Consider the following 14846-nt stretch of genomic DNA (forward strand, 5'->3'; position numbering starts at 1 on the left):
AACTCATTCTGAAACGATCAGTTAAGATCCGGCATCTCCAGATGGGCCCGCCGGACCAGCATCCGGCCTTGGACGAGAAGGAGCAGACAATCCCCGGCACGGGCGGACTCGAGAATGTCGTCAGCGGGGACACCGCAGGTGCGGATCGCGCTTTGCTTCCAGTGGGTGCGCAACTGCGCGAGCGAGCGGATCTTGCGCTTCTTGGCCCGCCGGGCATCGTTGCGCCAACCGCACCCGGGCGGGTTGTGCAAGCCGATGTCCCCGCTTTGCTGGAGGCGGGTACTGCCGTTGCTCGGTCTAGTGTCAGCTCGGCAGGGTCCGGTTCTGTGCGGAGGGCGGTGCGAGGAATCCGGAGCGCCTGAATTCGTGCAGGTAGGTGTCGAGCAGCCCAGCGTCGACGGGCGGGCAGACGAGTCCGCTCTCGGCGAGTGCGGACTCGGTGTGATGGCGGCTGAAGGTGGGGAAGACCCCGTCGGTGTACATCTGCTTGACCGAGACCTCGCTGTCGCGAGCCGGTTCCACGAACATAGGGACGTAGGGGGCCATGGGGTGGTCGGGCAGTTTGGCTGTCAGCTTGGCGAGCATTTCCGTCCAGGTGTCGTAGGGCACGGTTCGCACCGGATAACCCATGGCGGTCAGGCGTTCCACGAGCAGGGGCAGGCGGGCCGCGCGAGGGTTGGTGAGGTGGTAGACGCGTCCGTCGGGTTCCTGGTGGGTGATGATGTGCGTGATCGCGTCCGCGGTGTAGTCCACCGGCACGAAGTCCAGTGGCAGGGCCATATCCGGGGCGAGGCCGGTCTCGGCGATGGTGCGGAACAGGGCGCACATCATGGTGTCGGTGTTCCACACGCCCCGGCCCACGGTGCCTGTCACCTCGTAGGGGCGGTGGACGGCCACGGGCAGGCCGCGTCGTCCTGCCTCGACGACGAGTTTCTCCGCGACCCATTTGGTCTCGGGGTAGCCCAGGGATATTCGGTCGGCGTGGTCGAGCGGGGTGTTCTCGTCGATGTGTCCGACACCGGCGGTGCCGAACCCGGCGATCACCGCGATGGTGGATATGTAGTGGAATGGTTTGGTGGTGTGCATGCCCGCCAGCTCCAGCGCGGTGCGGGTGCCGCCGACGTTGATCGGTGCGAGCGCGCGGTAGGGGTAGGCGAAGTTGACGCGCGCGCCGCAGTGCACGATCAGATCGACGTCACGGGCCAGCCGGTCCCAGTCGGGTTCCGACAGACCGAAGTGTGGCTCGGCCAGCTCTCCCAGTATCGGTACGACACGGCCAAGAAGCGGTTCGGGTTCGAGGCCGTAGCGTCGCATCCTGGCCGCCAGCCGTGCGAGGGCCTGTGGTGGGTTCTCGGCGCGGATCAGGCAGTACACTTGCTCCGCTCCGTGCCGCAGTAGCCGGTCGACGAGGTAGACGCCCAGGAAGCCGGTCGAGCCGGTCAACAGGACCTTGCGCGGAATTCCGGCAGTGGACGTCGTGGGTGAGGTGTAGCGCAGCTCCGGGTCGAGTCGGCTCTCAGCCGCGAAGTCGGTTGCCGGGTCGACGGTTTCCTCGTGACCGTCGAGCAGGCCCTGTACCGTCGCGGCGAAGTCGCGTAGGGAGGGGTCCGTGATCAGAGTGCGGATCATCGCCCGCCCGAACCCCGGCGGCACTTTGAGCCGCTCGCGCACCGCGGCGGTGATCTGTGTGGCGCGCAGCGACGTGCCGCCGAGGGCGAAGAAGTGCGCGTCGCGTCCGACCACGTCCGCGTGGAGGACATCGCGCCACACGGCCGCGAGGGTCTCCTCCACCTCGCCGCTGGGCGCGTCGTCACCGGCCGCTGGGGCGGCAGGCGCGGCGAGGGCGGACAGCGACCTGCGGTCGACCTTGCCGCTGGACGTGAGGGGGAGCGCGTCCACCAGCGCGATGCGCGTCGGAACCATGTAGCCGGGCAGCCGGTCGCGTACATGCTCGTCCAGGCGGGCCGTGAGGTTCTTCCGACCGTGTCCACCGTGCGCCACGACAGCGGCCACCAGCCGCTGCCCCGCATCCTCGCCGACGACGTCGACCGCCGTCTGACGCACCTGCGGATGCGCCGACAACACCGATTCGACCTCGTCCAGTTCCACGCGGTAGCCGCGGATCTTGACCTGCCGATCACGCCGCCCGAGGAACTCAAGCACCCCGTCCTCGCGCCACCGGGCCATGTCGCCGCTGCGGTAGAGCCGTCCGCGTACCCCCTCGGGACTCCACCGGTCTGGGACGAAGTGTTCCGCCGTCTTGCGCGGATCGCCGAGGTATCCCAGTGCAACCCCGTCCCCGCCGAGCCAGAGCTCGCCCGTCTCGCCGGGGTCGGCGACCGTGCCGTCCTCGCGCACGACGTAAGCTGTCGAGCCCGCGACCGGCACTCCGATGGGTACATTCTCAGCCTGTGGGGACAGCTCGTCGACCCGGCATACGGTGGACAAGGAAGAGTTCTCAGTAGGCCCGTAGCCGTTGAGGAACATGTCCGGCCGGCCCTCCGCCAGTACGGCGCGTACCGCTCGGGGGCTGAGTACGTCGCCGCCCGCGATGAGAAGACGCAACCCGGCGAAGAGGTGCGGCGCAAGGTGAGCATGTTGGTGGAAGATGCCTGCGCTCAACCACATCACGCTGACCCGCCGCCCACGCACCACGTTTTCCAGCGCCTGGGAATCCAGCAGGTCCGACTCCTGCGTGAAGAGGAGACAGGCGCCGTTCAGCAGCGTGGCGAAGACTTCGAAGCAGGAGACATCGAACGTCAGGTCGGTGGTCGCGAGAACGCGGTCGTCGGGCCGGATGCGCAGGTCCCCTGCCCCGCGGGCCAGCCTGGTCTGGCCGCGATGGGGGCACACTACACCCTTGGGGGCACCAGTCGATCCAGAAGTGTAGATAACGTACGCCGCGTCATCGGGGGCACGTTCGCCCCACCACCTGGGGTCTGCGTTCTCGGGAACGCTGAACAGCTCATCGGCGGAGACAGCAGTCGTGGAATCCGGTACCGCCACCGGCTCGGCCACGTCGTACACAGCCACCCGGACTCCGGCCTCGCCCATAATCCGGTTCAGCCGCTCGGCAGGCTGGTCAGGACCAAGCGGGAGGTACACCCCGCCCGCGTGCAGGACGGAGAGGATGGCGGCTACCGCCTCCGGGGACCGCCGCATCGCCACTGCGACCACGTCGCCTGCCCCGATTCCGCGCGCTCGCAGCGCCGTGGCGCCGCTCTGTGCCCGTCCTGCCAGTTCCCGGTATGACCATGCCCCGTCCGCCCACTCGACGGCCGTCGCTTCGGGCCGGGCGTCGGCCTGTTCGGTGAAGAGGAGAGGAATGGTGGCTGCCCGGGGATAGGTGCTGGACACCCGGTTCCACTCACGGGCGTGCGTGGACGGGACGGTACTGGGATTTTTGTCTCTTGTTGGCACGCTGACTCCATGGGTTCGATTTGGGCAAGTCGTTTTGTCGGCCATCTTCTTTCGCGCGGGGTGAGAGGCCGGGTCGCAGCCGGGAACAGGGAGTACATCGTTGCCGCAGCGGTCGAGTGGTGGCGGGTGGGTGCGACCCGGCATGCCGGGTCGCACCCACCCGCCCGATGGCCACACACGTCACCGAGAGCCGGACAAGCTGTACGGCGTCGGCCCCCTGTTCACCGGGTCAGGCAGCAGGATTCGCCATGGTGGCTTTCCAGAGGTCCAGGAGCCCGTCCGCCACGCGTTGGGCGTGGAACAGCGCCTCTTGGGGGTCGTCGCCGCGGTCGAGACCATCCTGGCTTACGGTCAGAGCGAGCTCCTTCAGAGCGTCGTCGCCGGGGTCGTCGTAGTACTCGAGGAACTCTCCCGGGACGGAAGCGCCCGTCTCACGCAGGCGTCGCGCGACGGCGGTGGCGCCGGAGTAGTAGACCTGCATGTCGGTGTGGGCGGCCAGGGCTGCAGTGCTCTGGCTCCCGGATGAGGCGATCCAGGACATGGTGGCGTGGAAGGAGTATGCGCCGCTGTCCGTCACCCGGCCGGCTAGGTCGGTCTCGGACATGCTCAGGGCCCGGGCCACCTTGCGCAGCTTGGGCGTGGCCTCGTGGACGATGCGTATCAGGGTCACCCAGAGTTCGGCGGCGGGCCGGTGCGGGAACCTGGCCAGCAGGGTGCCGTACGTGACGAGCTCCACCTCGTGTGCCTGGTACTCGATCGCGACGAGACGACGCAGGGGTTCGAGGACGTCGGGGCTCGTGACGGGCGCCAGGACGAGCGGACTGCCAGGGGCTTCGCCGGCAAGACGCTGCCGAAGCTCATCGGCCAGGGCTTTGGCATCGGTGTGGGTTCGGACGTTCATGTGCTTCCTTTCAATGAGGTCGGCGACGGAGAACTGCCGCCGGTCCGGATGGGAAGTGGTCCCGGCCGTGGGGACGAGCGGTACTCGCCCTGCTCAGCCGGTGATGACGACCTTGCCGTCGCGCCCTGGGCGCATCGTGTGCTCGAGCGCTGACCGGAAGTCGGCGAGGTCGCGGCACTCGGCGACCTCAAGGCCAGGCAGGCCGCGTACGGCGGCTTCCTGCACCCGCTGGGTGAGGGATGTCAGCTCCCGTTCGTCCAGGCGCTCCATACGGGCGGGCAACCAGAAGCCGCTCACGCTCACTTGCCGGAAGACCAGGTCGTCGGGGTGCACCGGGATGGGGTGACCGGACAGCATGCCGTAGGAGACGAACTGTCCCGCGGGACGTAGGCAACGGAGCGCCGCGGCGCCGAGTGCCCCGCCCACCGCGTCCAGCACCGCTCCCACCCGACCGTGCTCCCCGATGTCGTGCACTGCCTCGGTGAGAGCATCGGCGGAGCCGACTGTCACGGGCCGCGTGCCCAGGAGGGCCAGCGTGCGGGCTTGTTCGGGGTGCCGGACTACGGGCAGACATCGGATACCTCGCTCGCTCGCCAGGTGGATCACCATGCGGCTCACGGCGGAAGCACCTGCGGTGAGGAGTAGCGTTTCGCCCGGATCAAGGGCGATGTCACGTACGAGCAGGTGGGCGGTGAAGGGGTTGACGGTGAGCTGGCAGGCGGCCTCGGTGGACAAGCTGCCGGGGATTGGAATCACCGAGGTGCGCGGTACGCAGACGTGTTCCTGCCAGGTTCCCGTGGCAGAGACCGCCACCCGGGTGCCTGGCGGCGGCCCTGCCGTACCGGGGCCCAGCGCGTCCACGATGCCCGCGCCCTCGAAGCCTGCGACTGCCCAGCCTCCGTTCAGGTCACCGCTTTCCGGAAGCAGAGTGAAGCGTGCGTCGCGGCCGTAGGTACCTTGGATGAACAGGAGGTCCGAGGGGTTGATCGGGCGGGCGGAGAGCCGTACCCGCACTTCACCCGGGCCTGGTTCGGGGCGAGGAAGGTCCGCCAGGCGGAGCACACGGGAAGGGTCGCCGTACGCCTGGAAGGCCAGGGCCCGCACGGTCAGCCCGCTTCCCCGGGCAGCTGCTGGCACAGGCTCCTGCTCAGCGAACCGACCGTCTCCCGGCCACTGTGGACGACCTTGTTCACGAGTACGTAAGTGGCGTTGCCGCTGCGCAGCGCGTCGGCCAGTTGTTCCGCCGAGCCCGCACCACCGGAGGCGATGACCGGAAGCCCGGACACGCGAGCGGTGGCGCGCGTCAGATCGAGGTCGTAACCAATGCCGGTGCCCTCCCGGTCCACGTTGTTGGCGAGCAGGGCGCGCACGCGCAGCTCGCCGAACTTCTGGGACACTGCGACGGCGTCCGCGGTGGTGAGCGTGGCGCCACCGTGGATACGGATCCGCCATCCCCGCTGCTGGTCCCCAGAGCAGTTCACGACGCCGAGGATCCGTCGTCCCCCGAGCAGGCGGACCGTCTCCGCCACCCGGCCGGGGTCCTCGATCATACTGGTACTGACCGAGAGCGCGTCCGCACCCGCGGACAGCAACTCCGCACATTCCGTGGGCGAAGGAAGGACTCCGTGCTGCACGGAGACGAGCAGCTCCAGGCCGGTCTTGCGTAACTCACCCAACAGTTCCGGCAGGTAGCCGACGGCGGTCCAGGGGTCTACGACATCCAGGAACAACTGGCCGGCACCGTCGCGGGCGTAGCTGCTGGCGATGTCCACGACGTTGAGAGGATCGACGAGCCCAGGGATTCCGGACGGCTCGGTCGCCACCCCGTCGCGCACGTCGATGCAAGAGATCACCTGCCGGGCCGTCCGGGCCCGGAAATCCTTGGTACTGCTGTCATGCTGCATCTGTCATCCGCCTTCCAAGTGATTGCGCAGCCTCCGCAGCCGTGGGCTGCGGGGCGCGAGGTGATGTGCCACGGCCAGGGCCGATCTCATGGCCGCTTCCTGGGTTTCCACCGGGGTCGTGCAGTGTCCGAGGAAGAGCAGTCGCTGCCCCGCTTCGATCTCGCCTAGTCGCTGGCGCGCCCGGCAGGCTGCCGGTGTGGGGAGTGTCGCCCGGAACGAGGAGCGGGCGAGTTCCTCGCGAGGCGGCCTGGAGCGATGGTCGACCTGACTGACGAACAGGTCGACGCCCAGCGAGGGTCCGTACCAGGTCGTCGTCTGGCTTCGGTGCCCGTCCATGGTCATGTTGCTGGCCGACCACAGGCGCCGGTCCTCGGGCATCCCGTACGGGTCGCGGTGCAGGGCGTAGGTGACGTCCCGGTACGCGATGGATTTCAGCGCGTTTTGCCAGGCACTCGTGCCTGCCAAGCCAGAGAGCGATGCGAGGGCACGGTCCGCCGGAAGAGCCAGGGCCACCGCGTCGACCGGGTGGACCGCCCCTGCTCCGTCGACGAGTTCGAAGCCTGCCCCTGCTTGGCGTACCGCCCGAAGACCGTTGCCCAAAAGCATCGTGGCCGAACGTGAGCAGCCAGCGGCGAGCCCCTGGACGAGGGATGTGGCCCCGAAACGCAGGTACGTAGTCCGGGGAACCGCATCCGGCGGGGTGAGTGTCGCGCCCACCGCCCGCGCGGACAGGTTCCGTACCTCGTCCAGTGTGCAGCCGTGGAGTGAAGCCGGCAGCGCGCACAGCAGCTGCTCCGCCGCGGATGACAGCGACGACCAGGCGTTCAGGACTTCGCCGAACGTGAGGTCCCAGCTCGCCCCCTCCGCCTCCCACCGCGCGGATTCCTCGGCGAGACGAACCACGGCCCGGTACGCCGGCCCGTCGGTCGTGACCGGTCGTCTCCTGTCGCCAGGGTCGGCGGCGGATACCCACAGAGCCGAGCGTTCGTGCTCACGGAACACCACGCGGGAGGATGTGGTACTCACCAGGTCCTCCGTCGGGATACCTGCCGACGCCGCCATGTGCCGCCAGACCAGGGCCGCCTCGGCGGGTGTCTCCCTGACACCGAGGTCAACGACACACGTCCTGCCACGCACGGTCGTCTGGACCGATTCCGCGTTCCCGCCAAGCCTGGGCCGCTCTTCGAGCAGCAGCACCTCGTGGCTTTCGCCGAGCAGCCAGGCCAGCGCCAGACCCGCGATCCCGCCGCCCGCTATTCCCACACGCACGGCCGTCAGCCCTGCTGACTTCGAGGAACCGCGGCGACCGCCGACGGCGCACGCTCGCCGGCGGCGAACCGCCAAAACCCATCGAGACCGGCTAGCAGCATGCTGGCGACAGACGCGGCGTGACCAGACGTGTCGCCCTCTCGGACAACCTCTTCCCGCACCACTGCGGCAGCCAGATCGAGCAGCTCTGCGGGGGCCGGCGAGCTGTAGTGGTCACGGATCTCCTCGGGTACCTCGACACCCGAGGAGATCAGCGTCCGCAGGAGTTCGCCCGACTCCCGAGCGTAGGCGGCGAAGTCAGAACGCAGCGCCAGCGCGGCAGCAGCGGGTCCGGCATGCAGACACATCCAGGAAACCGCCCTGGGAAAGGCGAACGCGTTAGAGTCCACCGATGCGTCGAGCGCGGATGCAGGGGGCGAACTCAGAGCCCTCGCGCACCGGTCGAGGCTCGGCTTGACCGAACGCAGGGCAGCGTTCAGCCCGGCAAAGAGATCGGCAGCCAGTCCGCTCGGAAACCGGGCTAGAAGTATCGCGTAGGCCACGGTTTCGGTTTCCAGGCACAGTTGGTCGGCCTGCACCATACGGCAAAGATGCTCCTGGCCCACCTGACCGTCGCGTGCTAAGCACAGCAGCGCATTGTCACGCTGCCTGACAATCTTCCCCTGCTCGGCTAGTAACTGTTCCGCAAAAGACACGGGACCAGCATCCATAAAACACCTCCCGCCTTTCGTCGCTCTCTGTTCGGTCTAGTATTCGCATGCCCGTCCCCCCCGCATCCGGAAACGGAATAGAATGGGTACCTTCGATACGGCACCAAGTCCTTTGGTCCCATACTATTGATCAGAAACTCATGGGGTTCTCGTTCACGATGTAGCGGGCGTGGGGGCCGCCGAAGTAGCCGCGGACGATGTGCGGCTGACGCTGGCGTCTGCGGAAGAAGCGGCGGGTCTCCGCGGCGAGTTCGGTTTGGTCCCGGGCCCGGTGCTGCTTGGGCAGGCTGTGCTTGAGGTCCGCGTTGACCAGTTCGTCGGGGTTCAGCTCGGGCGAGTACGGGGGCAGGAAGTGCAGCTCGATGACGTCGGGGTGGGCGGCGAGCCAGTCGCGGACCTTCCTGGAACGGTGGGCGGAGTGCCCGTCGACCACGAGATGGACCTTGCGGTCGAAGTGGCCGGCGAGCCGATCGAGGAAGCGGCACATCACCTCGGCGGTGAAGCTCTCGGCGAAGACCATGAAATGCATCCGGCCCTTCGTGCTGATCGCGGACATCGCGTTCACCGAGAACCGGTTGCCAGTCCGCCGCACGACGGGAGTCTTCCCCTTCCCTCCCCAGGTGCGGCCGGTGACCTGGTCGGAGCGGATGCCGACCTGATCGGCGAACAGGACCTCGCCGCCGTCCTTCTTCGCCTTCGCCCGGATCGCCGGCCAGGTTTCCTCGTGCCAACGGCGCACGGCCTCCGGGTCCTGCTCCACGGCCCGCTTGTCCGGACGCTGGAAGGACAACCCCCACCGCTTCAGGTACTTGCCCACCCCTGGTTCGGTCAGCCGCAGCCGGTACAGTTTCGCGATCAGCTCGCCCACCAGACGCCGCGTCCACAACTGCCCGCTCAAGCCCACGTCGCAAGGCCGGTGATCGAGGACCGCCTGCCGCACAGCGGCCTGCTCGGCCTGCTCGGCCTCCCCGAGCACCTGGTGCACCCCGACCGGCTTGCCCCGCGGCTGCATGACCAGCGCCTCCCGCCCGCCCGCCTGCCACTTCGCCCACCACGTGTCGACGGCCTTCAGCGACACCCCGAAGACTGCCGCCACGTCCTCACGGCCCCGCCCCCGCCACCAACGCGGCCACCGCCCGCAGCCGCAGGGCCTCCTGCGCCGACGGCGACAGATGCCGCGCGTCCCCCACCAGATCGCTCACACCCCACCGAACCTCTTTCATCCTGTGCTGGAGGGTGAAAGAGGCTGGTCAGCGGGGGTGGTGACGAGACAGGGCCCCTTGTCGTTGGCGTGGTGATTCCACTCATCACACCGGCGACCGAAGGGGCCCTGTTGTTTCCGTATGCTGCCACGCTCGACGTCCCTCATGAGCTGGTCGAGCATGTCGCATGGCTGCTGCACGAGTACCGCCGGGCCCGCAACACCCGCTGGCGCAAGCTCGGCTGTTTCAAGCAGGCGTTGCTCACGCTGGTGCACCTGCGGAAGAACGAGACGTTCTCGCAGCTCGGGGCCGGTTTCGGGAGATCCCAGGCCACCGCCTGGCGTTACGTCGACGAGACCTTGGACGTGCTGGCCTCCTGGGCGCCGGGCCTCCACGAAGCGCTCACCGGTCTCGGTGAGGGCGATCACGTCATCGTTGACGGCACGCTGATCCCGATCGACCCGATCGACCCGATCGACCCGATCGGCGCGGACGAGCCGTACTACTCGATGAAACACCGCAAGCATGGGATGAACGTGCAGGTCATCGCCCGTCCCCACGGCACACCTCTGTGGTTCTCCCGCGCGACACCCGGCCGGCCCCACGACCTGACCGCGGCCCCGCCCCGCAGCCGTCGTCCAGGCCTGCCTCACCCGGCAGATCCTCGTCCTCGCCGACCGTGCCTACCAGGGCGCCGGCGCCACCCTCCGCACCCCGTACTACCACCACCGCGAACAGCCCGCTCACTATCAGCAGTTCAACCGCGACCACGCACGGCTGAGAGCACCCGGCGAACGCGCCTTCGCACAGCTGAAGCCCTGGCACATCCTCCGCCGAGCCCGATGCTCCACCCGACGCATCGGCACCATCGTCCAAGCCGCCCACACGTTGCTGACCTGCAACTATCCAGGATGAAAGAGGCTCACCAACGACCCAGAACCCAAACCGTTTCGGATCAATAAGCACCATCACCCGACCGGAGCCGTGGAACCCGGCGCCCACTTGACGCGACAGCCGGGCCATCTGCGTGCCCACCACCGACCGGAACACCCGAAACGGCCCGCCCAAGAAACCGACGGACCGTCACGAAAGATTGAGGCTAAAGGTAACCCGTCACGCTTGCACTTGTGTTGCCTCCCACCTGCCTTCCAGGAAAGTCAATTTGAATGTCACGCTCTGTCCCTCCGATAGCACCTTAACTGGCGATTCAATGCTCTCACGCTGCACAAAGATCTGATCTTGGTGCCCGTGCTGGACCACAAACCCGCAGCCACGGTTTCTATCGAAATAGATAACCGTTCCCTTGCATCGCTCCCCTTGCGGCATAGGTATCATCCATTCTTTCATTATATTCACTGGTCGAGTAATTCGTTGGGCTTGCTCTGGAAGGGGGAAGATTTTCTCGCGCCTTTTCCTGAAGATTCCCCTTTAACCTCAATGAGCTTCTTCAGTCGCCCCTCCGGAGAGTAAGGAACCATTGGGAGTTGACGGTGCCGGTGAGCAGTGCGACTACCGCCGCGTAGCCCTGAACCGTGGTGTCGGCCCTCACCCGATCGATTGCCACTTTGAAGAAGCTCAGGGCTTGATATGCATGACCACCTATGCGCGCCTCCCTCGCGTACAGATTCGGGTGGGTGTCTTTAAGTCGAATTATGTGAGAATTTAAATGCGGTACGAAATATGCTCAGGTGAGGCTTTCCTGGTAATTAGGGGTGCTCGAAGGTGCCACCGGAAAGAACGCGGGTCTCATCTCGTTGCATATCCGAAACAGTCTTCACCTTAATTTAGTAGAGGTAGAGATTAAGTGGCTCACTTCGATTTTCGCTTGGTACTCAACAATACTGAGCGGACCCAGCCCTGTAAGCACCTGAAGAAGCTCTTCCAGGAGGGTGGCGGCCGTGCCATCCAAATTTTCGCCCCTCTCTTCTTCGTATCTTAAATCATCTACGATTACGCCAATTGTCGAGACGTTGGCAAAATCCTCTATCGTTAGATCGCTAATGTTTTCAATTTGATGAACCCATCCACCTCCCGAAAATCTGGATACATCTATTGTTGGATCTCCTAGGGAAAATGTTAAGTCACTGGCTGAGGTAACCATACGGTGCATCCACTGGACAGTAGAGGTTCCATAACACCACTGACTAGGGTGTTGCCCGCGCAAATTAGAGAAATTAGCATGAAGGAGGCGCAGTAGAGGGGTGACTTCATCAACAATTGAGCATGGCTTTACCACGAAAGCTACTCGATCATCCCAGGGAATGTCGAGACGACTAATATCCTCGACTCCATTCACCTCAATTACAGGCTCATTGATGATTGAAGGCGGAACCGGGCCAGGGCCGACTAGAAAAACAATTTCCCCTTCGTTGAGGTAGCTATGAATTGCAGCACGTGCGAGGGCAGGAGCCGGGCAATACCCTTTATTTCCTACCACGGTCCGGGCCAGGTTTCCCTGCGGTACCGACGGCTTGCGGTCACTGTGCAGCTCACTAGCACAGGGCCAGGACCGGCGTGCTACCAGGACACGACGAGTCCTGAGGAGTAGTGACCAACGCCGTACGATGCGTTTAGCCAGATCAACTTGATGTGATCCGGCAGCGATAGCAATTCCAGTTGCCACGCCATCGTGCAGGTAGGTCGTGCTAACCAATAACCCGGATTCACCCGTGTAGCTCGCCTGGCCGGTAGAGAAAATGCTGCTAGAACTAAAGTCCCGAACCGGCAGGAGTGAATTTCCCGGCATTGGTGCGGTAGCGATCAGTGGAGCAGCTGGGCACTGAACCAGGCCGGAAACAGGATGATGAAAAGCCCTGACCGCATAAATTTCATTCTTACTGATTCCGGATAGTTCGAATACTTCCGAAAATCGAATGCTGTCCATGTCGGCTTTGCTCTTCTCGTTGATTTCTGATTGAGGCTGTCAGGTTCTAATGCCCGCTTGTCACATGTTCATTCGCAGGAAACCTGAAAGAGGATGGGGAGCGCGACAGGGAACCTATGTTCGATGGTTCACTTAAAAGTGGTTCACTCTGCAACTTAAAGAGCTCGTGCATAGTTGACGGTAGAGGTTGTCCCGTAACTGCTGGTCAGAGGTGAGATGATCTTGCCGTGGCTGGTGTGATCACGGCGTCGGAGCCCTCGTGGATAGGCCCGTTCACCGGGCTGAGCCCTCGGCAGTTCAACAAGCTGACCACCGCGCTGCGGCGTGAGGGGGCCGATCCGGCCCGCAAGGGCCGACCGTGGTCGCTGCCGTTGGAGGACCGGGTGCTGCTGGTGGCCGCCTACTGGCGCACCAACCTCACCCCGCGTCAACTCGCCCCGCTCTTCGGCGTCTCCAAGTCGGCGGCCGACCGGATCGTCGCCCACCTCGGGCCGGCTCTCGCCCTCCAGCCCCGGCGGCGGTTCCGCAAGGAGGCCGTGCTCATCGTGGACGGCACGCTGGTCCCCACCCGCGACCGGACCATGGCCGCCTCCAGCAAGAACTACCGCTACTCCACCAACCACCAGGTCGTCATCGACGCCGACACCCGCCTCGTGGTGGCCGTCGGCAAGCCGCTGCCCGGCAACCGCAACGACTGCCGGGCCTGGCAGGACTCCGGCGCGAAGGCCGCCGTCGGCACCGCCCCCACGGTGATCGCCGACGGCGGCTACCGGGGCACCGGGCTGACCATCCCGCACTACCGTCGGCACAAGGACGAGGAACTACCGGCCTGGAAGGAGGAGCACAACGCCTCCCACCGCAAGGTGCGAGCCCGCGTCGAGCACACCTTCGCCCGCATGAAGAGCTGGAAGATCCTCCGCGACTGCCGCCTCAGAGGCGACGGCGTCCACCACGCCATGCTCGGCATCGCCCGCCTGCACAACCTCACCCTCACCGGATGACAGGCAAACAAGCAGGTCAGCCTGCACGCCTCAGATCATTTACGGGACAACCTCTAACATGCCCATGACCACAGGCTGGAGGGACGTCGAGGAGTGTGACGCAGAGTACGTAGACCTGGAGACGGGCGAGTGCGGCGGTGTCCAGGTACCGGCGGTCCTCGACCGGAGGAGTGCAGCGAAAGGTCCGGATGGATCGCCTACGGGTTCCGTCCCGGTAGGAGGCCTCGCGCCGCGAACACCTCACGCGCCACGGCCACGGCGTTCAGGGCGCGCGGGAAGCCAGCGTAAGCGCTCTGGTGAATGAAGAGTTCGACGACGGCCCGCTGCGGCACACCGACGTCCAGTGCGACCCCTATGTGCATGGACAGCTGCCGCTCGCAGCCGCCCAGGGCCACCAGCGTTGCCAGGGTGGCCAACTGACGAGCACACAGGTCCAGTCCGTCTCGCCGGTACAGGTCTTCGTATACGAATTCTGCGACGTAACGGCCCAAGTCGGGTGCGGTCTCCTCGAGAGAGGCGAGGAAGGCGTCGGTGGTCTCGGCGCCACCCAACTCGCGCATCCGGGCCAGGCCTGCAGAGTAGCGGTCGTCGTGCGGGGATACGGTCATCGGGGAAACCTCCTCTTCAGTATTCGGCTTCCCCCGGCTCATTGCTCTCATGCGAGCCACCGCGGGTACAAGCGGAACCGACCGGGGGACTCCGTCCGCCGTAGTGCGCGGGGACATGAAGAAGTGCTTCCGAGCGCCGTTGCCAGGTGCTAGGGGTGTCTTCAAAGGTTGTTGATGGGGCATCATATGACGCATGGTGCGGCGACGTGAGCTCTCGGATGAAGAGTGGGACGTTCTGTCGGGGCTGCTTCCGTGGACGGAAACGGGGCGGCCCCGGCGGGACGACCGGGTGGTGCTGAACGGAATCGTGTGGAAGCTGCGGACCGGTTCGGCCTGGCGTGATGTGCCGGAGAGATACGGGTCCTGGCGGACGTTGTACACACGTTTCCGCAGGTGGGCGCTCGATGGCACGTTCACGCGGATGCTTGAGGCCGTCCAGGCTCAGAAGGATGCGGCGGGAGACGTCGACTGGCTGGTTTCCGTGGACTCCACGATCACCCGCGCTCATCAGCACGCGGCCGGCGCCCGTAAAAAGGGGCAGGCCCTTCAGAAACGGCACACGCTCACGCCCTCGGACGATTCCGCGGCGGACTGACGACCAAGATTCACCTCGCCTGCGACGGCCGCGGCCGTCCGCTCGGCTTTGTCGTCACCGGCGGCAACGTCAACGACTGCACGCAGTTCGAGCAGGTCCTTGCGCAGATCAGGGTTCGCCGCCCAGGCCCAGGCCGACCGCGCAACCGGCCCGATCATCTCCTGGGCGACAAGGGATACAGCAGTCGAGGCATACGCAACCACCTGCGGAAACGCGGTATCCCGCACACCATCCCGGAATGCTCGGACCAGCAGGCAAACCGCCGCCGTCGTGGCAGCAACGGCGGCAGGCCGCCCGCTTTCGACAAGGAGCGCTACAAACAGCGCAACGTCGTCGTGAACCGCCCCGGGTT

At 65.7% G+C, this 14846-nt stretch carries 12 protein-coding genes and 2 pseudogenes; 3 read left to right on the forward strand and 11 right to left on the reverse strand.

What is annotated here, in order from left to right:
• Nucleotides 1-17: 17 nt before the first annotated feature.
• The 8 genes from AMK24_RS33840 to AMK24_RS32075 form a co-directional block, all read right to left on the reverse strand.
• Nucleotides 18-251: a hypothetical protein gene (locus AMK24_RS33840; protein WP_143203768.1), complete on the reverse strand. Its 234-nt coding sequence runs from the start codon at nucleotides 249-251 to the stop codon at nucleotides 18-20.
• 52 nt (nucleotides 252-303) lie between these two features.
• The gene (locus AMK24_RS32045; RefSeq protein WP_073772395.1) at nucleotides 304-3357 is read right to left on the reverse strand and encodes an amino acid adenylation domain-containing SDR family oxidoreductase; all 3054 of its coding nucleotides are present in this window, start codon (nucleotides 3355-3357) and stop codon (nucleotides 304-306) included.
• 292 nt (nucleotides 3358-3649) lie between these two features.
• Entirely contained in the window at nucleotides 3650-4321 is a 672-nt protein-coding gene (locus tag AMK24_RS32050) for a hypothetical protein (protein WP_073772396.1), read from the reverse strand.
• A gap of 93 nt (nucleotides 4322-4414) precedes the next feature.
• Entirely contained in the window at nucleotides 4415-5383 is a 969-nt protein-coding gene (locus AMK24_RS32055; RefSeq protein ID WP_143203769.1) for a zinc-dependent alcohol dehydrogenase family protein, read from the reverse strand.
• A 44-nt stretch (nucleotides 5384-5427) separates the two neighbouring features.
• A complete protein-coding gene (locus AMK24_RS32060; protein WP_073772398.1) occupies nucleotides 5428-6225 on the reverse strand; it encodes a HisA/HisF-related TIM barrel protein in 798 nt (265 codons plus the stop codon).
• Nucleotides 6226-6228: 3 nt separating this feature from the next.
• Nucleotides 6229-7488 (reverse strand): NAD(P)-binding protein, encoded by a 1260-nt coding sequence (locus tag AMK24_RS32065; protein ID WP_073772399.1) that lies wholly within the window; start codon nucleotides 7486-7488, stop codon nucleotides 6229-6231.
• 11 nt (nucleotides 7489-7499) lie between these two features.
• Nucleotides 7500-8189, reverse strand: a complete 690-nt coding sequence (locus tag AMK24_RS32070; protein ID WP_143203770.1) for a hypothetical protein — start codon at nucleotides 8187-8189, stop codon at nucleotides 7500-7502.
• Nucleotides 8190-8334: 145 nt separating this feature from the next.
• Nucleotides 8335-9300, reverse strand: coding sequence for an IS630 family transposase (locus AMK24_RS32075; RefSeq protein ID WP_073772401.1), 966 nt, complete (start codon nucleotides 9298-9300; stop codon nucleotides 8335-8337).
• A gap of 195 nt (nucleotides 9301-9495) precedes the next feature.
• Here AMK24_RS32075 and AMK24_RS32085 point away from each other — a divergent pair.
• Nucleotides 9496-10321, forward strand: a pseudogene (locus AMK24_RS32085) (transposase family protein).
• Nucleotides 10322-10519: 198 nt separating this feature from the next.
• On the opposite strand, the gene AMK24_RS35525 reads toward AMK24_RS32085, so the two are convergent.
• Both AMK24_RS35525 and AMK24_RS33850 read right to left on the reverse strand, forming a co-directional pair.
• Nucleotides 10520-10753 (reverse strand): cold-shock protein, encoded by a 234-nt coding sequence (locus AMK24_RS35525; RefSeq protein WP_079190745.1) that lies wholly within the window; start codon nucleotides 10751-10753, stop codon nucleotides 10520-10522.
• 427 nt (nucleotides 10754-11180) lie between these two features.
• Nucleotides 11181-12290 carry a hypothetical protein gene (locus AMK24_RS33850; protein WP_143203773.1) on the reverse strand — a complete coding sequence of 370 codons (1110 nt, stop codon included), beginning with the start codon at nucleotides 12288-12290 and terminating at the stop codon, nucleotides 11181-11183.
• 227 nt (nucleotides 12291-12517) lie between these two features.
• On the opposite strand from AMK24_RS33850, the gene AMK24_RS32095 reads away from it, so the two are divergent.
• Nucleotides 12518-13291 (forward strand): IS5/IS1182 family transposase, encoded by a 774-nt coding sequence (locus AMK24_RS32095; protein ID WP_073772402.1) that lies wholly within the window; start codon nucleotides 12518-12520, stop codon nucleotides 13289-13291.
• A 197-nt stretch (nucleotides 13292-13488) separates the two neighbouring features.
• Here AMK24_RS32095 and AMK24_RS32100 read toward each other — a convergent pair whose 3' ends face one another.
• On the reverse strand, nucleotides 13489-13899 hold the full coding sequence (locus AMK24_RS32100; RefSeq protein ID WP_073772403.1) for a carboxymuconolactone decarboxylase family protein: 411 nt from the start codon (nucleotides 13897-13899) through the stop codon (nucleotides 13489-13491).
• Between the two features lie 193 nt (nucleotides 13900-14092).
• On the opposite strand from AMK24_RS32100, the pseudogene AMK24_RS35080 reads away from it, so the two are divergent.
• Nucleotides 14093-14846: pseudogene (locus AMK24_RS35080) on the forward strand (IS5 family transposase); the annotation flags it as partial.

Origin of the sequence: Streptomyces sp. CB02366 (genome assembly GCF_001905905.1) — a bacterium.
Taxonomy (GTDB): domain Bacteria; phylum Actinomycetota; class Actinomycetes; order Streptomycetales; family Streptomycetaceae; genus Streptomyces.